The organism is Armatimonas rosea (genome assembly GCF_014202505.1).
GTDB lineage: Bacteria > Armatimonadota > Armatimonadia > Armatimonadales > Armatimonadaceae > Armatimonas > Armatimonas rosea.
Genome location: NZ_JACHGW010000002.1, coordinates 236,499 through 258,794, shown reverse-complemented (window position 1 = coordinate 258,794; position 22,296 = coordinate 236,499). Strand labels below are relative to the sequence as shown.

Genomic DNA, 22,296 nt, shown 5'->3' with positions numbered 1-22,296 from the left:
GGCTACGACGGTCTCCGCGCCAGAATCGAGAGGGTCTGGGGAAGCTTAGCCAGCTCGGCGGGCGGGATGTTCGGGAACGCGTCCCAGTACGTATCCGGGTGCTCTCCTAGTTTCTCAATCACCAGCCCCGCCCCGATCAGCGCATTCACCAGCTGGGCGACCGTCCACTGGCGCTCGTACTTGGTGGCGAGTGCGCCGTGCTGAAAGTCTGCCGGAATGTAGGTGGTAGGCCAGCCGACATCGGTGTGGGTGCGGGGGTCGAAGTAGTTGCCATACTCAGGATCAAGAACATAGTGATCCGCTGCCAGGTCCCAGATCCAGCTAAAGGGGTGCCCGTCGAAGAAGTAAAAGTGCCCCCCTGGCTTCAGAAGCCGCGCGATCACCCGTGCCCACCCCTCGATATCCATCAGCCAGCAGACCGCGCCGCGCCCCGTGTAGACCAGGTCGGCGGTGCCATTGAGCGCTTCAGGAGTCTCCAGCACATCAGAGCGAAACCACTGCGCGGGCGCCCCCAGTGCCTCGGAGCGGTGCTGGGCCAGCGCGATCATCTCGTCGTTGATATCCACCCCGACCACCTCGCGCGCCCCCAAGTTCCAGAGCGAGAGCGTGTCCCGCCCTCCGGCGCACTGGAGGTGAATCGCACGGCCGCAGGGCATTAAGGGGCGCAGAAAATCGTACTCGGGGGCGACAAAGTTGGTTCCCCCGGCGCGCAAAAACGCCAGCGTCTCCTCGGTCTCGGCGGCGTAGCGGCGTGCGGCCTCGCTCCAGGCGGCACGGTTACTCTCGTGTTGTTCTTTATAGGTGCTCATTGTTTCTCAAACCTCAAGACCAGCGCCAAGGGCATGCCAATCTTCTCCTTCAAGCCGCCAAACGTCACCGCAAGGCGGCTGTCCACCAGCGGCTCGGCGGCAGCGGTGAGGGTCAGCCCAGCGGCGTAGGCGGCGTTGACATACTCCGAGAGGGTGTGCGGATGGCGCGGGATGCGGCACTCCTGACCGCGCAGGTCGGTGAAGCGCAGATACGGGGCGTGGTCCTTGCGGAAAGTAGCGTTGGAGGCGGCGCGCTCCTGAGTCAGGCCGTGCGGGTGCAGGTCAGAGGTCACCAAGACGCCTCCTGGCTTCAGGACACGCGCCAGCTCGGCAAACGCGGGGCGCAGGTTCTCGACAAAGGTCAGGGTCAGGGCACAGACCGCAGCGTCCAGCGTGCCATCGGGGATCGGAATGTGCTCACAGAGATTGCCTATCCCCCACTCGATCGGCAGCTCGGCCTTCTGCGATTTGTGCTGCGCCACGGCCAGCATCGCCGGGCTCAGGTCCACGCCCGCGACGCGCTCGGCCCCTAGCCGCATGAGCTGGATGGCATAGCGCCCCGTGCCACAGCCAATATCCGCGACCGCCTTGCCCGCAACATTGGGGAGCGCCGCTAGGGTCTGCGACGTCTCCATGATCAGCACGGGGTTGCCGGAGAGCCGGAGGTCGTAGGTATCGGCCAGGCGGTTAAAGCCCTCCAGAGGCGGGAAATAGAGCGCGTCGTCATCCACGGCCTGCATTATACAAGCAAGCCCAGGCAACGAGGTTTGCCCGAGGACTCGTTCCTCGGGCTATACACGATGCTAGCGCTTGGGAGCCCACTCCTTCAGGAAGGCGAGCACCTTGGCGGGATCGTGGTGGTCGCGCTCCTCCAGCTTGCCCGTGTCTTGCGTCCAGAGCTGCTTCCCGGCAGGATCGAGAACCACGATCACGGGAAGGCCAAACTTGGTCGGGTTACCGTAGCGCTGGTTGATATCGTCGTTGTGCTTCTGATTCACATCGATCAAGACCACCACAAAGCTCTTCTTCAGCTCCGCCGCGATTGCCGGGTCTTTCTCGCACAGCTCGTGGAGCTTATGGCACCAGTGGCACCAGTTGGCCCCAAACTGCAAGAGCACATTTTTCTTGCTCTTCTTGGCCTCGGCAAGCGCCTTCTCGATCTGCTGTGCACCGCTCGCCTTTTCATCGTAGAGAGGTGCCGGCTTGGGAGGCTGTGCCAGGAGCAAGCCCAAAAGGAGGAGTTCTTTCATAGAGCCATTGTACAGAAAAACCCTAGAAAGCACTCATGGCTTACGGGGCAGCCGCCCGAGCACCTGCTCCACGGTCGCGATCCGCTGCTCCAGCGAGCCTTGGAGAAGCGTGTAGGCGATGCTGCGCGCCTCCAGGTCGGCGAGGATCTGCTCCTGAAACTCCTGTCGGTTGGTCTCCCCTGAGCGATCCCAGGTGTCGTCGTAGGGGATGTCCGTGTCGCAGACAAGTACCAGGTCGTAGCGGTCGTTGCAGCGGCTGGCGTACTCCACGAGCTGAGGGTGCACCGTGCCGTGGTAGTAGAGCGAGAACTGGTAGGTAGTCAGCGCGTTGGTATCGGTGAAGAGGTAGCCATTGGCCTCTTGGAGTTTTCGCTCCTCGCGCTCCCAGTGCCCCTCGGCAAGCTCCACCAGCTGCTCCAGGCTGAGCCGCCGCTCGCTCTGGTGCTGTTCCCAGTACTCACGGCCGTACTCGGGCATCCAGGTGGTCTGAAAGCGCTGGGCAAGTGCCTCGGCCAGGGTGGTCTTACCGGTCGAGGGAGCTCCCAGCAAGACAACATGAGTAATGAGGTCCCGGTAGACCAGGGGGCTGAGCCTCTCTCGGTGAAGAAAGGGACTCTCCCGGATCGCCGTGCCCGAGATGGGGACCGTGTTGCGTGCGGGATCGACAAGGCAGTTGAGGGCACCCAGCGCCTGGCTCATGTGCTCCCCATAGAACTCGCTACAGAAGAAGTGGGTGATCTTGCGCCCCCCGAGAACCCCCAGGATAAAGTCCTCGTGACGCCTCTTGATCTCGGGCGTCTCGCCCACCTCCTGCGGTGCCCCGCGTAGCTCGATCACCTCGACCGTAGGAAAGAGGGTGCGCAGCCAGCGCGAGCGGGTCTCCAGAGGAATTGTCGTTACCTCCGGCGAGTCGTAGATCAGGCAGATCAGCGAGTCCACCTGGGAGCAAGCGGTCTGGATCAGGTGCTCATGGCCCTTGTGGAGGGGAGCGAACTTCCCCAGGGTCAGGCCGGTCGTGTGCATGGACGATCCAGCTCCTTCTTCCACGCCAGGAGCCCCAGCACCGCCAGGACAAGAAAGACCGCATAGAGCCCCGACGTCAAGTAGAGCCGTTTGAGAGCGTACACCCCGATTGCCAGCACATCGACCGCGATCCAGAAGTGCCAAGACTCCAGGACCTTGCGCGTGAGGAGCCACTGCGCCACGAGGCTCAGCACGACCACAAAGGCATCCGGGTAGGGCAGAGCCGCATCCGTGAAGCGTGCCATAACAGAGCCCCAGAGCAAGCTCCCAATAATCCCAACAACGATCCAGCCGCTCAGCGCTTGGGGACGTAGCCGCGTGACCGGAGCGCTGGTGCGCTCACGCCCGCCGTGGAGCCAGTGCCACCAGCCATAGAACTGGAAGACAACATAGAGCACTTGAAGGATGCTATCGGAGTAGAGCTTGGCCTGGTAGAAGATAAAGATATAGAGAACAACCTGCACCAGACCCGTCGGCCAGCACCAGATATTCTGTCGGACGGTCAGTGCGACACTCAGGAGGCCAAAAACGGTTGCGACAATCTCAAGGGGGCTCATTGCATTAGTGTATCATAGATAATAACTGAGGCTCCAGTGGCTGGTTTGTACGCAATATCTCCGCCTTTAAGGCCGTGACTAGGGAGAGCGTCTCTCCACGCTTGAGAGTCTTGAGGGGCGCGGTGAGCTCCAGCTCTGTGTAGCTGGTCATCCCGTTCTGCCCAAACCAGGGATCGTCGGCGTTGCAGTAGACCTGGGCACGGTCGGTGGGGCGGGCGTAGGTCGCCCCCGCGTTATCGGGAGGAGACGCGCTTCGTACGGTGAGGAGGGTATCCCCCTGAACATGAGCAAGCACCTCAGCATCAAAGAAGGCCTTCGTAGAGTTCTTCGGGTCGCGCTGGTGTGCCTGGAGTGAGCCGTCGCGCCGGCGTACCCAGACCGTGGGGGCCGCGGCGACCTGGGTGACAGTCCACGGTGCGACGGGGAAGTCTGCCCCGTCGCGCACTTTTCGGAGCGTGCTTGTCATGACAAGAGCCTGGCTTTTGGGAAGCAATACTAATGCCCGCTCACAGCGCAGACCCCAGCCGATCACGAGGCTACTGGTGAGCAACACGCCGTAGTCCCCCAGAATCTCGGCCTGGTGGGGTGCTTGGTCCAGCGCGGCAGGGGGTGGCCAGGCATTGGGCATCCGGTTGGGCCAGTCGTCTTGCGGCCAGACCCAGACCTTATCGCCGCCGGTATTGGCCCACTCCCCCAGCTTGATGGGCTTTCCCGCGACCGTCTTGTTCTCCCAGAGCAGGTTGGGGCCACCGATAAAGCCAAAGCGCATCACGCGCCCCACCGACGGCACCACTATCGCCTCAAGGGTACCGTTGCTCAGGCGCAGTGCATCACTCCACCCTTTGTACGAGAGGCGTGTCACAGCCATGCTTGTTTAGTCCCTGTCCTCTTCGATCCTCAGGAAGCTCTTGAGGCGCTCTAGCCAGGTGGGACGTGGCTCGCTGGGGGCAAGTGAGGCCGGGTTATGGGAGACACGGGGGCCCACCTCCGCCAAGGTCTTCTGCGCCTGGGCCAGGGCGCTGGCCTGTGCCTGGGGCGTGGGATCGGGCTGGTGGAGAGTCAGGCGGGTCAGATTTGCCGTGCGTGCCAGAGCCCGAAGCTCGTCCCACTCCGCCTCTGTGAGCGCCGCGCGGTCTTTCTCGCTGATGCTCTCCCCCTCCAAAAGCGAGATTAGCACCCGGTGAAGTGCTGGGGAGAGCAGGCTGACGCCACCAGCGGCGGTATTAGAGTTCGATGTGGGTTCCATAACGTTTTTTGGGGGCCTCGGTCTGGGTGGCTTCTTGGATACTGGTCTGCCGCCGTTGCTCCATGATCTTTCCTTGTAGCGCTTCCTCAAGAAGAGTCTTGCGTAAGTTTACCAGCCCGCGGTGGATCAGTGACTTCACGGCCCCTTCCGTGCGTCCTAGCGCCAGTGCAATCTCTTGTAGAGACAGATCGCCCCCAAAGCGCAGCAGGATCGCATCCGCCTGATCCGGCGCAAGCCGCGCGATTGCCGTTCGAATCAGGGACTGGGTCTCGTGACGCTCCGCAAGCTCGTGAGGATTCGGGCCTTCGTCGCGCAGGTTCTCCATCAGGGCACGGACATCGTCGGCGGCACTCTCCAGCGAGAGGGGGGTCTGACCATGGGTGCGCCGCCCTTGGTCGATCACGAGATTGGTTGCGATGCGGCAGAGCCAAGGGAGGATCGACTCGCCCTGGAAGCGGTACTGGGGCAGGTAGTGAACGGCTTTAACAAAGGTCTCGGCGGCAATATCTTCCGCATCGGCTGTGCTTCGGCACCGAAAGAGGGCGTGACGAAATACCCGCGCATAGTAGCGCCGATGCAGGAGCGTGAAGGCATCGGCATCACCTGCCAGGGTTCGCTGGACAAGCACACGGTCTGCGAGATCATCGTCGCGTGGAGTCATTGCTGGTCTAGGCTACCATATCCAGGCAGGGTGTTAACTCTTTCACACCCTTCTTGACGTAGAAGTGCCCGCTTTGGTTACGCCTCACTTTCCGCAACAATAATGCTCTCTAGAGTGACTAAGTACAGGAGGGTTCGATGAACAAACAGCAACTCAAGATGGCAGGCGCACAAGCAGCAACCGTAGCGATTCGCCGCAGGGTAGATATCGCTCTAGGATTTGCTCTCCTCAGAGACAAGCGTCTTCCCCTCGCTGAGAAAGCACTGGCGCTTGTACTAGGGATAGCAGGGATGTTGGTGATTCAGGTGCTTGAGGTTCCCCTTGAGCTCCTCACACTGATCTTCGGTTCGCCCTTTGGGATTGAGGATGGGGTCGAAGCAATAGTCTGGCCTGTGATTCTTGCCTGTGCGATCCTGCCGTATCTATCCCCTCAATCGCTTGTAGACCAGCTTCGCGCAGAGCGTGCCCAGCACCTCTAACCCCGACGCGCTTTGCTCCCCTGACCGAGAGGCCCCCTTGATGGGCCTCTCTTTTTTTCAGTTCCCTTCAAAAAGACTCGTAAAATTACCCTGAGGGAGAAATCTCACACCACTTGACAACAGCAAAATTCTCAGATTAAATATAGTATCTCTAGGTATCGAGGGATACCCTCTACACCCAAAGGAGATCTTGTCAGAGGAAAATAAATCCTCGGCAAAGTGAAGTGGTGAGTCAGTTTAAAAGTTCAAGTTAGAAAGGTTAGAGAGTATGAAACGAATCTTTGCTTTACTGGGAGCCTGTGCCCTCCTGGGTATCTTCAGCGCCCCCGCAATGGTCCAGGCAGCCCCGGTTGCTATCGCGGCCGTTGACAGCGTCATCGTGGGCACTGCCAATGACAATATTGAGTGGACAAGCGGAAATGGTACAAAGACCCTTTCTGCGGGAGCAATTGTGGTAGCTTCGACCTCATCAAGTGGTGTTACCGTTACTGGAGTCAATCCGAATGGTAGCGTCGTTACGGACAACATCTCGTGGACTTCGTTTGCTAGCATTGCCCCCAACATCTCCTGGGGTGGTGGTGACTAGTCTCGCTTCCACCGAATCCTTATTGTCAGGCTTCCCCTCATGAGAGGGGAGGCCTTTTTGTTTCAAAAGTGAAACGTCGGCGGTAGAATATAGTCTAAGGGAACCGGAGACGCAGACCAACAGTATCTCTAGAGGGAATGCAAACCGTCACCATGAGAAGGATTAAAACAAGCACACACAAACAGGGAGTCGTCCCGAGGCAGGCCTGCCTCACCCTCTCGCTCGTCTTGCCGCTCGTCGCGGGAGTGCAGGTGTGGGCGCAGCAGCCCACACCACCACCGCCGCCGCCTGTGCGTAGTAGTATCCTTCAGCTCCAGCAAACCCCCAAGTACGCCACCAACCTTGCCCTGCCGACGATGGCAGATGACACCTTCCTCGGGCAAGAGAAACCTGGCCCGTATGTGCTGACATGGCGCAACTTCCAAACGGGCGTCGGGAACCCTGTCCAGGTGTTTTTGGACGGGAAACTCTTGGGAGCAGGCTCCTACAATATAGATGTCACTAAAGGTGAGCTTGCCTTCCAGCTCCCCATTAAGCGAACACAGCTCGTTCGGATACGCTATGGCTACTATCTTGGCATTGCCCAGAAGAACCCCAATGCCACCCCTGCTGCTCCCCTGACTGTCTCCCTCGCCGCCCTCGGGATCGCTAATCTCTCCATGACCGCGATGCCAACAGCAGATACCAATGGGCCACGCATGGTTCTTAACCTAGGCTCCAAGAGCCAGCTACTGGGAGGGGGCTTTACCTCGCAGCTCAACTTCGCCCCAGACGCGGGGGGACAAGGCACCACCACGGGAGTGGCGGCGGATAAGCTGGGAATGAAACTGGGCTACGGTGCAGGCAATGCTAAAAATGGAGTAGATCTCTCGTTTCTGCGCAGTGGGAAGGACTTTGCCTCCAGTGTTGGTAAGAGCCTAGGCTACTCCGACGCGGTACAGAGTCTTGGAATGGCGGGCCGAATGACCGCGGCCCAGTGGCTCGCTTTCAATGTCGGGCGCAGTGAGATTCGAGACCTGAATGGCAAGGGTGCTACTGAGGCACAGAGCCTGGGCTTTCGGCTGGGAGGCACCAAAGGCACCCCTGTCGCCAACCTCCTCCGCAACACGGAGAATAAGACCGATGCCAAGGGCCAGCTCACCGCCATTGTCACGGAGGGCGGGGACTTTGCGGGTAAGGTCGGAGCCGCCAACCTTGTCGCTAAGCGCAACGAGACCACGACCACGGCTCCAGATAAGAAGCAGAGCGCTGCCCTCCAGGAGAACCTTGCCTTTAACCTGAATGCGAAAGGTGCTCCAACCCTCAACCTGAACCGTGTTGAGGACTCCAAGACCGATATCACCGGCTTCAAGACAGGCTCACAGGTGGAGAAGGGCGACTTAGCGGGCAATGTCAGCGGGATCGCCTTTAACGCAAAGACCAACAAGAGCCGTGTCGCCACCAACGAGAAAAATGTCAAGCAGGTGACTCAGGTCTACCAGGAAGCCTACAACCTGGCCTACGCACCCAAGAACCAGCCGAGCCTCAATATCGCCCGCAATAATGATTTTACGATCAACCCAGCCGGTGTCCGAGTTGGCTCAGGGACAGATAAAGCCGAGCTCGCCAGCAAGCTGCGGGCGGGGCAGTTTGGAGTCGCGGACCTGGTGGCACGGACGCAGAAAGTCCTCACCGCCACTCCCGATAAAAAACAGGTCGAGCTTGAGACCCAAACCCTCGGACTCAACTACAGCGGGAAGAAGCCCGGCATGCCAGCGCTTCAGCTCACTCGGGTGGATGAGGAGCGCACCGATGCCGCAGGGATCACTAAGACCGATAGCAATATCGCGGGATTGAAAAATCAGTTTGGCCCCCTGAGTGTCGATGTGAAGTCCACCAGTGCCGACCAAGTTACCCCGGATAAAAAGCGCTTTGATATCGAGCAGCAAGCCTACAACCTGGGCTACGGCGATGGGAAAAAGCAGCCCAAGTTCGGCTTCTTCCGCTCGGAGGATGAGCGCAAGCAAGAGGGCAAGGACTGGTTTGGAGCGGTCGCCAGCCGCTACGATGTCGCCCATAAAATCGGGTCGGCTGACCTTGCCTACCAGCTTCAGCAAAATAATGTTGTCACGGCAGACCAGAAGTCCACGGAAGCCGACCTCGCCACCTTTCAAGTCCGGCTCGTGAGCAGCCCTAAACGCCCAACCCTTGCCTTTATCCGCACCGAAGACGATAAAACCGACCCTGCTGCCCGTAAGACGGAGCTGGTTACCAATAAGACGGAGCTCACCAGCAAGCTTGGAGCGGCCGATGCCATTGTCCGCACCACCCAAGCAGAGATCAATACCCCCGATCCCAAGACAACGGGTGTCTCCCAGGAGACCGCGCTCTCGCTTGCCGCTCCAGGAGGCACCAAGGGAACGGGAGCCACCATCACCCTGACGACTGGGCAGGCTGAGACAGGCGCCGCGACCGAGCAAAAGCAAGGTGTCGGAGTCAAGCTCCAGCCCTCGCCGAAAGTCGTGCTCTCTGCGGAGCAAAAAGACCAGTACATCACCCCGATCATGCCCGATAAGAGCACGGGAACCACAAAAAATATATCGAGCCTCACCACAGGGGCAGAGCTCATGCCAGCTCCGGGTACCAAGCTCACCGGTGCCTGGCAGTCCACCGACGATGGGACGACACGTGTGGGGACAACACAGTACGGCGCAGCGCTGGGCACCGACAAGAGCGCCTTTCAGTTTACCGGAAACCTTAAGGATCGCTTTGCTCTAGGAACTCCAACCCCCAATGTCGCCGCGAACCTGGATACCGCCAATGCAAAGCTCGCACTCCGGCCCTTCTCCGGTTTTCAGGTGACCGGGGCCTATGTCCTCAACCCTGAGGATCCCGCCAAGCAGAACCAGATCACCGCATTGACCCGGCGTGAGTACGGGCTCGCGGCCAACCTCGGCGCGATCCAGCTGGGCGGCACCTACGCCATGAACGAGTACGATGCCAAGAACCCCGAGGCCATTAAAGCCGGAGCCCCCACCTTCGGAGAGTACCAGCTCACCCTGGGGCTGCGTTTCAACCGCTACACCAACTTCAATGGCTCGTACAAAAATACATTCTTCTACGGTGCCGGGCCAAAGGGCTTGCAGGTCTACACCCTCGGGGTAACCCATAATGTGGGCTCTGCAGTCAACTTCACCATGGGCGGAACCATGACCTCGAACCTTGCGGTCGCCTCCAGCACCCAGCGCACCGACTACAAGGCCGAGGCCAAGCTCGGGGTGAAGTTCTAGAAGAGCCCCTTCTCCTTGAGTGAGACCCAGCGGTTGTCCCCCAAGACAATATGATCTAGCACTTCGATCCCAAGCAGCTCCCCTGCCTCCGCGAGGCGCTTGGTGACCGCGATATCCTCCGGACTGGGAGCCGGATCGCCTGACGGATGGTTGTGGGCGACAATCAGGCTCGCCGCGGAGTGCCGGATCGCCTCCGCAAAGACCTCACGTGGATGGACAATACTACTAGAGAGATCGCCCACGGAGACCGTCCGGCTCCGTAGGACCCCGTTCTTCGTGTCCAAGAGAAGCGCCATAAAGTGCTCCCGCTTCTCCTCCCGTAGCATCGGCCCCAGCAAGTTATAGACATCGCGTGGGGAGCGGATCTTGGTGCGCTCCTCCGGGCTCGCCGCCACGAGCCGCCGTCCTAGCTCGATCGCCGCCTTGAGCTGCGCCGCCTTCGCGGGCCCAATCCCATGGACGCCCGCAAGCTCCTCAATGGTGGCGTGGGCCAGCCCACGCAGGTTGCCAAACTGGGCCAACAGATGGTCCGCCAGCCCGACCGCGCTATACTTCTCCGTGCCGGTTCGTAGCAAGATCGCCAGGAGCTCCGAGACCGAGAGCGCATCGGCGCCGTAGTGGATCAGGCGCTCCCGGGGCCGCTCTTCGGTCGGGAGCTCGCGGATTCGTGTGTGGTACATCAGGTTGTCTTCCTCCGCCCCTAGAACGGGTGAGCAAGGCCAAATCTGATAAAAATCAGCTAAAATATTTTCATGACGACCTATGAAACTTTGTTTCCCTTGCCCAGTGCGCTGGGAAATCCCTTTGACCCCGAGAAAAACGATGTTCGTGTTCTCTTCCGTGGGCCCGGGGGAAAGACCAAAAACCAGCTCGCGTTCTTCGATGGCGGGACGACCTGGAGGGCACGGCTGACAGCAGAGGGCTCTTGGCAAGCAGTAGGCGTGACACGCAATGGCGTGCCCGTACGCGCCAAGCTCACCACGACCGCACAGCCGCAGCCCCTGCGCTTTGTCCGACGCAAGGGAACGGGGTTTGTCTACGACGACGGTGCGCTCTACTGGCCGCTGGGGCACAACGTCGCGTGGCGCTCGGGGAGCTTTGATGTGGCCGCTGCCTTTGCAAAGCTGGGGGCGGCCGGCGAGAACTGGTCACGGGTCTGGATGTGCCACTGGGACGGCAAGAACCTAGACTGGGAGACCAAAGACGATACCCTGAGCCTGACGGTCGCGCGGCGCTGGGACGCGATTGTGGCGGCAGCGCAGAAGTACGGGATTCACTTCCAGCTAGTCTTGCAGCACCACGGCCCCTACGCGCTCAACGTCAACTCCAACTGGGGAGAGAACCCCTGGAACGTGAAGAACGGTGGTTTCTTAAGCACCACCGCGGAGTTCTTCACCCACCCCGAGGCGCTCCGGCGCACCAAGAACAAGCTCCGCTACAGTGTCGCACGCTGGGGCTACTCCCCGAGTATCCTGGCTTGGGAGCTCTTCAACGAGGTGGAGTGGACCGAGGGAGCCAAGAGTGCCCCCAAGACAGTCGAGGAGTGGCATAAGACCATGGCAGCCTACCTGCGCGGTCTCGACATCCACCAGCATCTCATCACCACCAGCTCCCACCTGAGCGGCGCGGAGCTCTACACCGCCATGGACTACGAGCAGCCGCACGCCTACCCCCCGGATCTCGCGGCGACCGCGCTGGCCGTGAAGCCCACCACAAAGCCGATTTTCTACGGCGAGATTGGCCCCTCGGGCGATCTGAACAGCGACGATGGCAACTCCCTCAAGGCGGGTCTCTGGGCGAGCCTCTTCTCCGATGCCTCTGGGGCTGCGCAGTACTGGACCTGGGACCAGGTCGAGCGGCGCAACCTCTACGGGCTCTTTAAGGCCGCCACGGGCTTTGTACGGCTCTCTGGGGTGACAGCGCTGCGCCGCGTGAGTGTCCGTGTCAGCACCCCCGATGGCGGCGTGGCCTCATCGGGTCCGGGCAAGGGCTGGGGCGAGACCAAGCGGACGGAGTTTCCTATCGGTGCGGAGGGCACGATCGAGGGGATCGGGGAGATGCCCAGCTTCCTCCAAGGCAGCGCCCACCGTGAGATGTTCCTCAAGGCCGACCTTCCTGTCACCCTGCGCCAGCCCGGGACAGTCGTGGTGGAGGTGCAGACAGTCGCCCGTGCCGGAGGGAGCCTGGTGATCAAAGTCGACGGAAAGACGGTCACCCAGAAAGCCTGGCCCGCCAGTGCCCGCGACACCACGGTCAATGAGACCCTCACGGCGGCGATTCCGGCGGGCTCGCACACAATCACCCTCGAGAACCCCGGCGCGGACTGGGTGACCCTCCACAAGCTCACTGTCGGGCCTGTGGGGTCGTCGGTTGCCGCCCTCGCTAAGTCCGACGGCACACGCGCTGCGCTCTGGCTACGGCGGACCGCCCGCGGTGCCCACCCCGGTGGCGGGACGGTCACCCTGAGCGGGCTGCGGGTGGGACGCTACAAGCTCACCTGGTGGGACACCACTGCGGGCACGGTCCTACGTGAGGAGGCTCTGAGTGCCACGGCCAGCGGCCAACTCACCCTCCCGATTCCCGCCTTTACCCGTGACATCGCGGCCTCTCTTGTGCGAAAATAGAGCCATCATGACAACACAAGAGAGACTTCAAGCCCAGGCCGCACGAGGCAGAGCGCTCGCGGAGGGCCTCACCGACGACCAGCTCAATGCCCGCCCCGACACCGACACCTGGTCACTAGGGATGCAGCTCGACCACGTGAGTGTGGTGCTGGAGAAGGCAACGGGGGAGATGGAGAGTGTCCTGGCTAATGGGCCGATCCCCGCGGGCGATCCCACGGCCTGGAAGCCCAATTTCCTGGAGCGTAAGTTTATCACGATGGTCGGGGCGCAGCCGGGGGGGCGGATGAACCCGGTTCCCAAGGGCTTCGAGCCCAGCGAGGCGCGTCTGGAAAAAGACGCCGTCCTCACGCGCTACGCCGCCGCCCACGCCCGGCTGATTGCCGTGGTGGAGCAGACACAGGCGGCAGACCTCAAGCGGATTCGGGTGCCCTCAGCGGCAATCCCCCTCCTGAAGCTCTCGCTGGGTGCCTGGTTTGCCGCCATGCTAGTTCACACCGACTACCATCTCGACAAAGCGGAGACACTTCTTCCTCACCAAAAGTAGGCCGACGCTCCGCGGGAGCGCTCTAGGGCTAGAGGCCCGTGCCGAGCACGCCCCCACCCTGTGTCGAGGTCGCACGGGAGCGGGGGATGCGGGGCATCTGCGGGGGCTGGGTCGGGCTGACACTGGGCCGCCCAGGTGGCACGGCCGGTGCCTTCGCCGTCGGTGCGCCCGGTATCGGCAGTGGTCCTCCCGGCTTTGCGGCCGCAGGTAAGGTCTTAGCGGGGGCGATGCGCCCGGTTAGCCCCTCCCAGCGGACACTATCCAGCATCCGGCTAAAGCCCTTCGCCCCCTTCTCCGCGAGGGGTGCGGGTGCCATGTACTCAAATAAGTAGAGATTACCCGCAAAGAGTATCAGCATCTGGTAGCTTCGTACGGGCTTGCCAAACTCTTTCCGCTCGATCCCCGCAAAGGAGGCAACCGCGCCCCCTACCTGCATCCCCTCCGCAGGGCCACGCATAAACGACTTCAGTGGGGTCTTTTTGTGGAGGTGGGCATAGGCCAGCGCCGAGGAGCTGGGGGCGAGCTGGCTCAGCCCTGTATTGCGCTTCCAGAGCTGCACGGTCACCCGCTCCCCCGCGGCACTTCGGCCACACCAGAGAAATCCCGGCGCCGCAGTGCGCCGAAAACCAACCGGAGCCTCGAACGAGAGCTTATGATCAGGAAAGTTAACGCGAGTCATAGGCTTATTCTCGGTTGGTGCCTGCCCCGACTGAAGCAAGTAGAACTACGGGAGCTAAAAGAAAAAAGCCCGGAGAGGGGCTCTCCGGGCTTTTCTTGCCTACTTCTCGGCCTTACCCGGGAAGTACTTCTCGATTGTCTCCTTGCTCGGAGGCTTGGTCGCCAGCGAGAAGAGAATCATCAGGAGCGCGGAGCCGACCACCATCGGCACAACCGGCAGGTAGCCATAGACCGTCACCTGAGCGGCGGAGCGCATGAAGAGCCCACCAAGCTCAGGGAAGATGGGCTTGGCAGTCACGGGTTTCTTGCCACCAGGCTTCCCTCCAGGTCCGGGCTTGCCGGCCTCCGGCGCACCCGCCGGCTTCTCGGTCGGGGCGGGAGGCGTGGGCTCGATACTAGGGCTTGCCGGAGCAGCCGCAGGCGTGGGCTCAACACCCGGGCTCGCCGGGGCTGCGGGGCTGGCTTGGACCTCGGGTGCCCCTGCGGGCTTGCCGCCCTCCACAGGCCCCGCACCGGGCTTGCCGCCGGGTTTCTTGCCCCCCTGCGCCGCTGCTTGCGCCTTCGCGAGCTCTTGGCCAATCGGCTCAGAGATGGTGGTGAGGTAGCCCGTCAAGAAGAGCCAGAAGGTCACCCAGAGGGTCGCGGCCAGCGCCCCCCACTTGGTGCTACGCTTCCAGAAGAGCGCGGCCACCATGACCGGAGCGAGTGCGGCAAAGCCGGTGAAGGCAAAGCGGACCGCGAGCTCGAAGATGCTCTGCGGTTTGGCAAGAGCGATCAGGTAGGCCACCACGGTCAGGACCACGATAAAGCCACGGGCAAAGAGAATGCTACTCTTCTCCCCGAACTTTTGACGTCCCCCGTAGTAGTCGAAGATATCCTTGGTGAACATGGTCGAGAGCGCGAGCACCTGGTGCGCATCGCTCCCCATCACCACCGAGATAATTCCTGCCCCCAGGATCCCGGAGACCCAGACCGGAGCGTACTCGGTCAGGAGCTTCAGCAGGACCCCGTCCGTCTCCGTGCCCTTTAGCGTGGGGAAGACACCCGCCCCGATAATCCCCAGAAAGACACTCGGGAGCCAGACCGCCATGATTGCCAGAGGGTAGGCGACAACCGTGTTCTTAAACGCCGACATCTTCTTGGCCGACAGACACATGATCGACATGTGCGGGAACATGATCGAGCTCAGTGGGATCAGTGAGTAGCTCCAGAAGACCTCCGCGGGCATCTTCTCCCGGCTCAGGAGAAAGCCCTTGGGCGAGGCCCCGAGCTTGCTGAGTACCGCGCCAAAGCCGCCATCAGGGAGGTTGCTGCTGATGACCAGTAGCGCCAGGGTACCAAAGAGCATGAACAAGATGGTCTGAAAGACATTGACCCAGACCGTCCCACGCATCCCCCCCAGAAAGACCGTCAGGGTCACCACAAGGGTCACGAGCAAGCAGCCCAGCCAGTAGGGAACGAGCCCCTTGGACATCTCCTCTAGGACCGTCCCGCCCCCGATGATCGAGATAATCATGTAGGGGACGATCATCGCGGCGCTGAGGGCGAAGATAAAGGTTCCGATCCCGGAGCACTCCCAGCGGTCGCGGAAGAAGGCAACCTGGGTCATGTGGCCAAAGCGCTTGCCCAACGCCCAGAGGCGGGTGCCGATCAGGAAGATGGTCAGGGGGATCATGAACCCCGACGAGCTGGCCATCATGCCGAAGATACCGACGCCTTGTTTATAGGCCGCTCCTGAGCTTCCCAGAATCGCAAATGCCGTCATATTGGTGGCAAAGAGCGAGAGGAAGAAGACCATCGGGCCGATCGAGCGGCCTGCCAGGAAGAAGTCTTCGGTGTTGTTCTTGCCCCGACGGACAGCCACGCTACCGATGTAGGTGACCACCGCCAGGTAGATCAGGATGACGATTAACGGTCCCATTTAGTGTCCTTCCACCTGAATGGCGGCATCGCCGAGGGCCTCAATCTCCGCCTCTAGCCGCGTGGGCCAGGCGAACTTGACCAGGATAAACATCATCACTGCGGCAAGGCAAGCATAGAAGGCATGGTACGCCAGCCCAACCGGCAAGACCCCCAGCACAAGGCCCCTATCGTTCCAGTTCCAGAAGTCCTGATGGGCCACATAGACTGCGGCTACCAGCAGGGCCAGCGCATAGTTTTTCATCTACTTGGTTCCAATCGCATAGAGATGCGTGGGCGTGCCGATATAGAGCACCCCATTGGCGATCACCGGGGTGGCGTAGACCGGAGCGCGCATGTCGATCCGCCCCACTTCTTTAAGGGTCTTGCTTGCGGCTAGGATCACGATATCGCCATCTTCTGTGCCCACATAGATCTTGCCATCGGCGACCATGGTGGAGCCCCAGATGTGGCTCTTGGTGTCGAAGCTCCAGTAGAGCTTGCCGGTCTCGGTGTCGAAGCAGTGGATAAAGCCGGAGTAGTCGTTGACAAAGACCAGGTTTCCGACAACCGACGGAGTGGAGAGCGAGCGGTGGATGCTCTTGTTGGTCCAGATCGTCTTGCCAGTGACCGCATCGATACAGAGCATCTGCCCGATCCCCTCACCATGCTCCGGGTCTTGCCCAATGGGAACATAGACACGGTTGTTGTAGAGCACGGGAGTCGCAATCACCTCACTGGGTCCATCAAACGTGGCGTACTTGAGAGGCTTGCCGTTCTTCATCCGGTACTCAGGCGGGTTGCAGTCCAGCTTCCAGAGCTCCTTTAGGACACTCTGGTCGCCGCCCACCGCACTGGCCAGATCGAAGGCGTAGCAGATGCCATCGCCCCCCCCAAAGATCACGGTGTCCTTGCCATTGACGGGACCGCCGGCGGGCGAGGACCAGTTGGAGTGCAGTGTGCGGCTGGAGACCCCGCTGCCTTCCTCCCCGAGGTACTTGCCCGTGTTCTTGTCCAAGACGCAGAGTGCAGGGGCCTTGGGATTGGGGATGTTGGTGTGGGTCCAGTCCACCCCATTGGATGTGGTCACGGTGACCGTGTTGCCGATAATCAGCGGGCCACAGTTGGTGATGTTGTGTGGGAAGACCCCTAGCTCCTCACGCATGGAGAAGCGCCAGAGGATATCGGCGTCCTTGGCTCCCGGCGTGTGTAGCGGCTTACCCTTATCCGTCAGGTACTTGCCCTCGTCTTGGTCCCCTTGGTTGCCATTGGTCATACCATTGACATCCAGACAGATCACCTCGCAGCGGTTGGTGACAATATAGACCTTGTCGCCATCCACCGCGGGCGAGGAACAGAGCCCGAGAAACTCCCAGTCACTCACCTTCCCCGTGCCTAGCTTGGGAATCGCAAGCTGCCAGAGCATCTCGCCGGTCTTCTCATCAAGACAGAGCAAGACGGCTCTATCGCCCTTAAGCTTCTCATCACGTGGACTCTCGTTGTTGGTGCCGATAAAGACCTTCCCCCCCGCGACAGTGGGGTTTCCGTAGGTCTGGGAGCCCATCTTGGCGACCCACTTGATGTTCTTGGTAGTGGCGGGATCGATCTCTTCCGTGTTGCCTTTGTAGCGGCCGGGGTCCCAGCTGGTGGGGACATTCTTCTCGTTGGAGACCATGTTGCGCGAGGGGCCACCGCCCCAGAAGGGCCAGTCCGCCGCGCGTGTGGCCAGTGCGCCCGCGCTGAGCACCAGCAGAGTCGTTGCAAGTAGTGCGTTTCGTTTCATCGTTTGATTCCATCACATCGCCCCCGTTGAACCGCCCCCGTTGGAGGGGGGCGTCTTGCTGTCCTCGTGCCTCGGACACGAAGGTCTTCGGCCATAGGGGCGCGTAGCGCCCTTTGTGTCGGAGCCTGCGACGACAGCAAGACGCTCCCGTTCATGGGAGCGATTCAAACACGAGCGATCCTATCCGTTCGGCTTCACCGAGATATTGTCGATATAGGCTTTAAACAGTGCCTGCGGGGCGTAGCCAAACATCCCCGGAGCGCCTTGCTTATGGACGTTCTTATGCGGCACCTCGATGGTCCACGCCGCGGGCTCGGCTTCGTCTTTTTTCCAGACCTTGGCACGAACCACGCCCGAGACGCCATCAGGGTTGACATCCACGCGTGTCTTCATACGGTACCAGGTCTTGGTCTGGACCTTGAAGGGAACCGTGACCTTGATGCGCTCCTGGTTGGAGTTGACCTCGACCTCATCGGCGTTGCCGCTCAGGATGATGTAGTAGCGCTGGTTGATCAGCCCAATCGTGGACTTGGTGCGGCGGTTGCCATCCACCATCAGGTCCGCCTCCAGCGTGTAGTTCTTCTCGTCGGGGTGGCCGAAGAAGACCGTCGCGCGCTGGAAGGCGATATTGTCCAGGGTCTTGGCAAAGACCTTGTTGCCATCGAGCTCGCGCACATCGAACTTGAAGCGCGCCCCGATCCAAGGCAGCGGCGGGTAGGCGAACTTGGCGGTTGGGTCGAGCGGGTCGGGCTCGGTGGGGGTGAAGCTCTCGAAGTTCTCAGTGTAGGGTAGCGCCGTTAAGACACGCCCCCGCATGATCCCCTTGAAGCCATTGACCGTCACCTGGTAGGCCCCCGCGGAGCTCTTGGTGCCACCGATAATCTCCCCGTTCTCGAACTTGGCATCTAGGAGCGCACGCACTTTTGCGGTGGGGGGGACATACTGCTCGTAGGTCGCCTTGCTGGCATCGAAGGTCTCGGTCACAAAGCCATTGGCATCGATCCCCCGCACCGTGAGCTTGACCTTCTCACCAGGCCGAAGGATGACCTCGGAGGGCACCACCTGCAGCGCGACCGTCGGGCCGGCCTTGGGCTTCATCGCGCCAACCGATGTCACCGCCGCCTGGGGAGCGCCGCCCTTCTTGCCAAAGCAGTAGAGCCGCTCGGTGGAGAAGACAAAGACTTTCCCGTTGTAGACCGCCGGTGCGCCAATACAGCGCCCCGCGAGCTGCGTGCGCGCCAGCTCCTTAGCCCCGGTGGTGTTGGGCTGGAGAATACAGAACGTCCCGTTCTGGAACGGCACGTAGAGCTTGCCGTCGGCGTAGGTAGGTGATGCGTGGAGCTGGTCGGGGGCGAACTTCTGCTTCCAGAGAATCTTGCCGGTCTCCACATCGATACAGTTGAGGTAGCCGGTCTTGTCGGTCTGGTAGAGATTTTTCCCCACCAGCACGGGTGTGCTAGAGACCGCCGCGAGATCGTCGTTGCGCCACGCCTCGTTGCTCTTGTCCAGCACGGGCGGTCCGGCGGCAGCTCCGGCAACCGCAGGGGGCGGCGGGGGCTTGGGCACGGACGCGGTCTTCACCGAGGTCATGCGGCCGGCGTTGCTGGCATCGATATTCTCATCGGCGTGGATACAGATCGCGGTCTCGTCGGGGGTACCCTGCTTGTAGAGCACGACAGTCGCGTTCATCCCTCCCGCGGAGATCGGGTAGCGCCAGAGCGGCTCGCCCGTGCGCGCATTGACACAGATCAGGCTCCCATCGCCCGCGCCGCTGTAGAAGACCTGCTTGCCCTCGCGCCAGGAGAAGATCGGGCGTCCAAACGTATTGTCCTTGGGCGCGACTCCAGGGCTACACGACCAGACCAGCTGGCCGGATTTCTTATCGTAGGCGTAGAGCCTATCCATCGCCGCGCCATCGCCGCCCCAGTTACTGGTGATGCCACGGACAATCACGAGGTCGTCGAGGATGGTCGGGGCACCCGTGCGGCCATTGGTGAAGGTCAAGCGGCCCAGCTCCTCCATCATCGCGTGCTGGAAGACCGGCTTGCCGTCGGCGGTGAAGCAGGCAAAGACCCCCGCCGATGTCAGGATGTAGACATTTCCCGTCTCCGGGTCCACGGTAGGGCTTCCAATCGCGTAGCGGTCGTAGGTGATATCCGAGAGGTAGTCCGAGAAGCGCTTTTCCCAGAGCTTCTTGCCCGTCTCGGCATCGGCGCAGAGCAGCACCTCCTGCAGGTCCGGCCCGACTCCATCGTAGCCCAGCGCGTAGACCTTGCCATTGGCGATCACCGGCGTCCCGCCCCCAGCGAGCTTGATGCTCCAGAGTGGCGCGGCCAGGCTTGTCGGTAGGCCCTTCTCCTGCGAGATGCCGGTTCCTGCCGGTCCTCGCCAGTTCAGCCAGCCCTGGACATCCGCCAGAGCGACACTACTCCCCATCAGTGCGGTGAGCCCCACCGCAAGCGCAATTGTTCTCGTTTTCATAGGTTCTCGAAACTACCCTCGCATGTTTAAAGCGACAAGCGTGCCCTCTTGGTTCCGGCAGTAGAGCGTGCCATTGGCAAGTACAGGATGGGTCCAGCAGGTGCCGCTGAGCACCGTCCCCCGCGCTTGCTCGGTGAGCCTGTTGGGGTCGGCGGCCAGCAAGATCAGCTCGCCGCGGCCGCCCATCACCACCAGCTGGTTGCCCGCTAAGATCAGTCCGCCTTTATCGATTCCTCGCAGGCTCCAGCGCTCTCGTCCCGTGCCCCACTCCAGGCACCGTAGCGTGTTCTCGTCGTTGCCGTAGAGGAAGCCGTTGTGCAGCACGCAGGTGTTGAAGTGGTTCTTCATCGCACGGGTCTGCCAGACTGGCTGCGGCGCGCCGCTTCCCAGCCGGAGCAGCGCCCCCCCCTTGCCGTAGTTCGAGGAGATAAAGACCTGGCCGCCCGAGAAGATCGGGTCGGCGGCATTGACATCGTAGCTGGTCTCCCAGGGGTACTGCCAGAGGGTCTTGCCCGTAGCGGCGCTGACCGCGACCAGCGCCTTGGCGGAGAAGATCGCGATGCCACCGTCGAAGGCCACCGGCGCGGCGTAGCCCGCCGGCCCCTCACCCGTCTTCCAGAGGATCTTCCCCGTGAGCTTGTCGAGCGCGGTGCCACTGGTGCCGACATTGTAGATCACGCGGCTTCCCTGAACCAGCGGCGAGCCCGCAAAGCCCCACTGTGGCACGGCACCGCTCAGCCGCTGCTGCCAGACGAGCTTCCCCGTGGCGGCGTTGAGGCAGAGCGCGAGCCCCTCGCGGCTGAGCGTGTAGACATTGCCATTATGGACAGTCGGGGTGGCGCGGGGGCCGCCGTAGTCGCCTGCGCCGCAGGTGTACTTGTACTGCCAGACAGGCTTTCCGGTCGCCGCGTTGAGGCAGTGCACCCAGTCTGTGCCCCCAGCATTACCGAGGGTGTAGAGCTTGCCCCCGACAACGGCCACCGACGAAAACCCCTGCCCAATCGCGGCCTGCCAGAGCGGGCGCGGCTTTCCCCCGCGCCAGCCGACTGTCTCCGGGCTCGTTCCATTGCGTAGTGCGCCCCGCCACTGGGGCCAGTCCGCCATCGCTACCTTCCACCCTTGATGTCGTAGCAGAGAAGCGTGTCCATATCGTGGATATAGAGCTTCCCATTGGCCACCACGGGGTAGGCCCACGCGGGCTCACGGGTTCGATCCGGCTGCTCAAACTGCCCTCGCTGGACATACTCTTTCGGGTTTGCCTCAACCAGCGTGACCGGGCCACGCTCGTTGCGAACATAGAGCAGGCCATCGGCGTAGGTGATTGAGCCCTTGCCCGGTGCGCGGCTCTCCCAGACAATCTTGCCGGTCTTGAACTCCACACACATCAGGCTATTGTTGCCCGTGCCGTAGATGTAGTCCCCCACCAAGACCATACCGCCGTGGTGGTTCTGCATCTCGCGCAGGAAGTACTGCTCCTGTGCGGCTCCCGCTCCGGGCTTGACCAGGCCGCCGCCCTTCTGGTAGGCGGTCGCGGCGAAGACCATCCCATCGCGGTAGAGCGGCATGGAGCAGTTGATATCGCGCCACTCGCCGCCGCCCGGGTTGGTGTAGTTCCAGACCGGCGCTCCGTCGGTGGCCGAGACCCCAAAGACTCCCGTGGCGAGAAACTGAATGTACTGCTTCTGCCCATTGACAATGGCGGTCTGCGCCGACGAGTACGAGGCGCGATTTCTTAGCGGCGACTTCCAGATAGTCGCCCCGGTCGTTTTATTGAGGGCAACCATCGCACTCTGTCCACCGGGCGTGACAATCAGCTTGTTGCCATCCACAAGCGGACTCTCACTATAGCCCCAAACCGGAACCTGGCCGCCAAAGTCGGTGACAAGGTGCTTCCGCCAGACAATGCTACCGTCACTGACCTTCATGCACAGCACATCGCCCGCCACCCCGATCGTGTAGAGGAAGTCTCCCTCCACCGTGGGGGTTGCGCGGGAGCCGTAGCCGCCTTGGCGTGCCTGTAGCTCGATCTTGTTGGCGATCTTGACGCTCCAGAGCTGCTTGCCGGTCTTCTCGTCCAGCGCCCAGACTTTTTCGTCTTCTCCCACCAGCCCCATGCCAAAGACCTTGCCCTTGGCAATGGAGACAGTTGTGTGGCTCTCCCCGAGGCCGGTGGCCTTCCACGCGAGCTTGGGGCCGCCGTCGGGCCATGCCTTCAGGAGCCCGGTCTCTTTGGAGAGCCCGGTCCGCTCGGGACCACGGAACTGCGGCCAGTCCGCCGCGAGGGCGGCCGAGACGACGCCTAACGCTACCACACTGAATACGAAACGCGCTGCTTTCATTCGATTTCTCCTGGGCGGCTAAAGTAGCCCGCCGGGTACCCTCTGGGTGGTCGGCAAGACCCATAAAT

At 61.6% G+C, this 22,296-nt stretch carries 21 protein-coding genes; 5 read left to right on the top strand and 16 right to left on the bottom strand.

Annotated elements, in window-relative coordinates; genetic code table 11:
* Positions 1–2: 2 nt before the first annotated feature.
* The 8 genes from HNQ39_RS09050 to HNQ39_RS09015 all read right to left on the bottom strand — a co-directional run bounded on the left by HNQ39_RS09050 (position 3) and on the right by HNQ39_RS09015 (position 5,546).
* On the bottom strand, positions 3–809 hold the full coding sequence (locus HNQ39_RS09050) for a class I SAM-dependent methyltransferase (RefSeq protein ID WP_184194225.1): 807 nt from the start codon (positions 807–809) through the stop codon (positions 3–5).
* Positions 806–1,540, bottom strand: a complete 735-nt coding sequence (locus HNQ39_RS09045) for a methyltransferase domain-containing protein (protein WP_184194222.1) — start codon at positions 1,538–1,540, stop codon at positions 806–808. Before HNQ39_RS09045 ends, HNQ39_RS09050 begins: the two co-directional genes overlap by 4 nt.
* A gap of 72 nt (positions 1,541–1,612) precedes the next feature.
* The gene (locus tag HNQ39_RS09040) at positions 1,613–2,059 is read right to left on the bottom strand and encodes a thioredoxin family protein (protein WP_184194219.1); all 447 of its coding nucleotides are present in this window, start codon (positions 2,057–2,059) and stop codon (positions 1,613–1,615) included.
* A gap of 33 nt (positions 2,060–2,092) precedes the next feature.
* Positions 2,093–3,082, bottom strand: coding sequence for an AAA family ATPase (locus tag HNQ39_RS09035; protein WP_184194216.1), 990 nt, complete (start codon positions 3,080–3,082; stop codon positions 2,093–2,095).
* Entirely contained in the window at positions 3,064–3,639 is a 576-nt protein-coding gene (gene pnuC / locus HNQ39_RS09030) for a nicotinamide riboside transporter PnuC (protein WP_184194213.1), read from the bottom strand. Before pnuC ends, HNQ39_RS09035 begins: the two co-directional genes overlap by 19 nt.
* A 4-nt stretch (positions 3,640–3,643) precedes the next feature.
* Positions 3,644–4,507, bottom strand: a complete 864-nt coding sequence (locus tag HNQ39_RS09025) for a hypothetical protein (protein WP_184194210.1) — start codon at positions 4,505–4,507, stop codon at positions 3,644–3,646.
* Positions 4,508–4,513: 6 nt separating this feature from the next.
* A complete protein-coding gene (locus tag HNQ39_RS09020) occupies positions 4,514–4,885 on the bottom strand; it encodes a hypothetical protein (protein ID WP_184194207.1) in 372 nt (123 codons plus the stop codon).
* A complete protein-coding gene (locus tag HNQ39_RS09015) occupies positions 4,863–5,546 on the bottom strand; it encodes an RNA polymerase sigma factor (RefSeq protein ID WP_184194204.1) in 684 nt (227 codons plus the stop codon). Before HNQ39_RS09015 ends, HNQ39_RS09020 begins: the two co-directional genes overlap by 23 nt.
* 137 nt (positions 5,547–5,683) lie before the next feature.
* Between HNQ39_RS09015 and HNQ39_RS09010 the strand changes: the two genes are divergently transcribed.
* The 3 genes from HNQ39_RS09010 (at position 5,684) to HNQ39_RS09000 (ending at position 9,880) form a co-directional block, all read left to right on the top strand.
* Entirely contained in the window at positions 5,684–6,025 is a 342-nt protein-coding gene (locus HNQ39_RS09010) for a hypothetical protein (protein ID WP_184194201.1), read from the top strand.
* A gap of 268 nt (positions 6,026–6,293) precedes the next feature.
* The gene (locus tag HNQ39_RS09005) at positions 6,294–6,611 is read left to right on the top strand and encodes a hypothetical protein (RefSeq protein WP_184194199.1); all 318 of its coding nucleotides are present in this window, start codon (positions 6,294–6,296) and stop codon (positions 6,609–6,611) included.
* 152 nt (positions 6,612–6,763) lie between these two features.
* The gene (locus HNQ39_RS09000) at positions 6,764–9,880 is read left to right on the top strand and encodes a hypothetical protein (RefSeq protein ID WP_184194196.1); all 3,117 of its coding nucleotides are present in this window, start codon (positions 6,764–6,766) and stop codon (positions 9,878–9,880) included.
* Here the strand turns inward: HNQ39_RS09000 and radC are convergent.
* Positions 9,877–10,560, bottom strand: a complete 684-nt coding sequence (gene radC / locus HNQ39_RS08995) for a RadC family protein (RefSeq protein ID WP_184194193.1) — start codon at positions 10,558–10,560, stop codon at positions 9,877–9,879. The genes HNQ39_RS09000 and radC overlap by 4 nt on opposite strands.
* Before the next feature lie 72 nt (positions 10,561–10,632).
* Here radC and HNQ39_RS08990 point away from each other — a divergent pair, with 72 nt between their 5' ends.
* Both HNQ39_RS08990 and HNQ39_RS08985 read left to right on the top strand, forming a co-directional pair.
* A complete protein-coding gene (locus HNQ39_RS08990; RefSeq protein ID WP_184194190.1) occupies positions 10,633–12,504 on the top strand; it encodes a hypothetical protein in 1,872 nt (623 codons plus the stop codon).
* Between the two features lie 7 nt (positions 12,505–12,511).
* Entirely contained in the window at positions 12,512–13,048 is a 537-nt protein-coding gene (locus HNQ39_RS08985) for a DinB family protein (protein WP_184194187.1), read from the top strand.
* 28 nt (positions 13,049–13,076) lie between these two features.
* Here the strand turns inward: HNQ39_RS08985 and HNQ39_RS08980 are convergent, their stop codons facing one another.
* The 7 genes from HNQ39_RS08980 to HNQ39_RS08950 all read right to left on the bottom strand — a co-directional run bounded on the left by HNQ39_RS08980 (position 13,077) and on the right by HNQ39_RS08950 (position 22,228).
* Positions 13,077–13,727, bottom strand: coding sequence for a hypothetical protein (locus tag HNQ39_RS08980; protein ID WP_184194184.1), 651 nt, complete (start codon positions 13,725–13,727; stop codon positions 13,077–13,079).
* Positions 13,728–13,826: 99 nt separating this feature from the next.
* On the bottom strand, positions 13,827–15,647 hold the full coding sequence (locus HNQ39_RS08975) for a sodium:solute symporter family protein (RefSeq protein ID WP_184194181.1): 1,821 nt from the start codon (positions 15,645–15,647) through the stop codon (positions 13,827–13,829).
* Positions 15,648–15,890 (bottom strand): hypothetical protein, encoded by a 243-nt coding sequence (locus HNQ39_RS08970; RefSeq protein WP_184194178.1) that lies wholly within the window; start codon positions 15,888–15,890, stop codon positions 15,648–15,650.
* Positions 15,891–17,408 (bottom strand): outer membrane protein assembly factor BamB family protein, encoded by a 1,518-nt coding sequence (locus tag HNQ39_RS08965; RefSeq protein WP_184194175.1) that lies wholly within the window; start codon positions 17,406–17,408, stop codon positions 15,891–15,893.
* Positions 17,409–17,588: 180 nt separating this feature from the next.
* Positions 17,589–19,889 carry an outer membrane protein assembly factor BamB family protein gene (locus HNQ39_RS08960; protein WP_184194172.1) on the bottom strand — a complete coding sequence of 767 codons (2,301 nt, stop codon included), beginning with the start codon at positions 19,887–19,889 and terminating at the stop codon, positions 17,589–17,591.
* 12 nt (positions 19,890–19,901) lie between these two features.
* Positions 19,902–20,993 carry an outer membrane protein assembly factor BamB family protein gene (locus tag HNQ39_RS08955; RefSeq protein WP_184194171.1) on the bottom strand — a complete coding sequence of 364 codons (1,092 nt, stop codon included), beginning with the start codon at positions 20,991–20,993 and terminating at the stop codon, positions 19,902–19,904.
* Between the two features lie 2 nt (positions 20,994–20,995).
* Positions 20,996–22,228: a PQQ-binding-like beta-propeller repeat protein gene (locus HNQ39_RS08950; RefSeq protein ID WP_184194168.1), complete on the bottom strand. Its 1,233-nt coding sequence runs from the start codon at positions 22,226–22,228 to the stop codon at positions 20,996–20,998.
* Between the last annotated feature and the right edge of the window lie 68 nt (positions 22,229–22,296).

Excerpts from the sequence above, each read along its gene's own strand:
- radC (WP_184194193.1), bottom strand. The coding sequence starts at position 10,560 with ATGTACCACACACGAATCCGCGAGCTCCCGACCGAAGAGCGGCCCCGG.
- HNQ39_RS09005 (WP_184194199.1), top strand. The coding sequence starts at position 6,294 with ATGAAACGAATCTTTGCTTTACTGGGAGCCTGTGCCCTCCTGGGTATC.
- HNQ39_RS08990 (WP_184194190.1), top strand. The coding sequence starts at position 10,633 with ATGACGACCTATGAAACTTTGTTTCCCTTGCCCAGTGCGCTGGGAAAT.
- HNQ39_RS08960 (WP_184194172.1), bottom strand. The coding sequence starts at position 19,889 with ATGAAAACGAGAACAATTGCGCTTGCGGTGGGGCTCACCGCACTGATG.
- HNQ39_RS09025 (WP_184194210.1), bottom strand. The coding sequence starts at position 4,507 with ATGGCTGTGACACGCCTCTCGTACAAAGGGTGGAGTGATGCACTGCGC.
- HNQ39_RS09040 (WP_184194219.1), bottom strand. The coding sequence starts at position 2,059 with ATGAAAGAACTCCTCCTTTTGGGCTTGCTCCTGGCACAGCCTCCCAAG.
- HNQ39_RS09035 (WP_184194216.1), bottom strand. The coding sequence starts at position 3,082 with ATGCACACGACCGGCCTGACCCTGGGGAAGTTCGCTCCCCTCCACAAG.
- HNQ39_RS09020 (WP_184194207.1), bottom strand. The coding sequence starts at position 4,885 with ATGGAACCCACATCGAACTCTAATACCGCCGCTGGTGGCGTCAGCCTG.
- HNQ39_RS08950 (WP_184194168.1), bottom strand. The coding sequence starts at position 22,228 with ATGAAAGCAGCGCGTTTCGTATTCAGTGTGGTAGCGTTAGGCGTCGTC.
- HNQ39_RS09010 (WP_184194201.1), top strand. The coding sequence starts at position 5,684 with ATGAACAAACAGCAACTCAAGATGGCAGGCGCACAAGCAGCAACCGTA.
- HNQ39_RS08965 (WP_184194175.1), bottom strand. The coding sequence starts at position 17,408 with ATGAAACGAAACGCACTACTTGCAACGACTCTGCTGGTGCTCAGCGCG.
- HNQ39_RS09050 (WP_184194225.1), bottom strand. The coding sequence starts at position 809 with ATGAGCACCTATAAAGAACAACACGAGAGTAACCGTGCCGCCTGGAGC.
- HNQ39_RS09000 (WP_184194196.1), top strand. The coding sequence starts at position 6,764 with ATGAGAAGGATTAAAACAAGCACACACAAACAGGGAGTCGTCCCGAGG.
- HNQ39_RS08955 (WP_184194171.1), bottom strand. The coding sequence starts at position 20,993 with ATGGCGGACTGGCCCCAGTGGCGGGGCGCACTACGCAATGGAACGAGC.
- pnuC (WP_184194213.1), bottom strand. The coding sequence starts at position 3,639 with ATGAGCCCCCTTGAGATTGTCGCAACCGTTTTTGGCCTCCTGAGTGTC.
- HNQ39_RS08975 (WP_184194181.1), bottom strand. The coding sequence starts at position 15,647 with ATGGGACCGTTAATCGTCATCCTGATCTACCTGGCGGTGGTCACCTAC.
- HNQ39_RS08980 (WP_184194184.1), bottom strand. The coding sequence starts at position 13,727 with ATGACTCGCGTTAACTTTCCTGATCATAAGCTCTCGTTCGAGGCTCCG.
- HNQ39_RS09015 (WP_184194204.1), bottom strand. The coding sequence starts at position 5,546 with ATGACTCCACGCGACGATGATCTCGCAGACCGTGTGCTTGTCCAGCGA.
- HNQ39_RS08985 (WP_184194187.1), top strand. The coding sequence starts at position 12,512 with ATGACAACACAAGAGAGACTTCAAGCCCAGGCCGCACGAGGCAGAGCG.
- HNQ39_RS08970 (WP_184194178.1), bottom strand. The coding sequence starts at position 15,890 with ATGAAAAACTATGCGCTGGCCCTGCTGGTAGCCGCAGTCTATGTGGCC.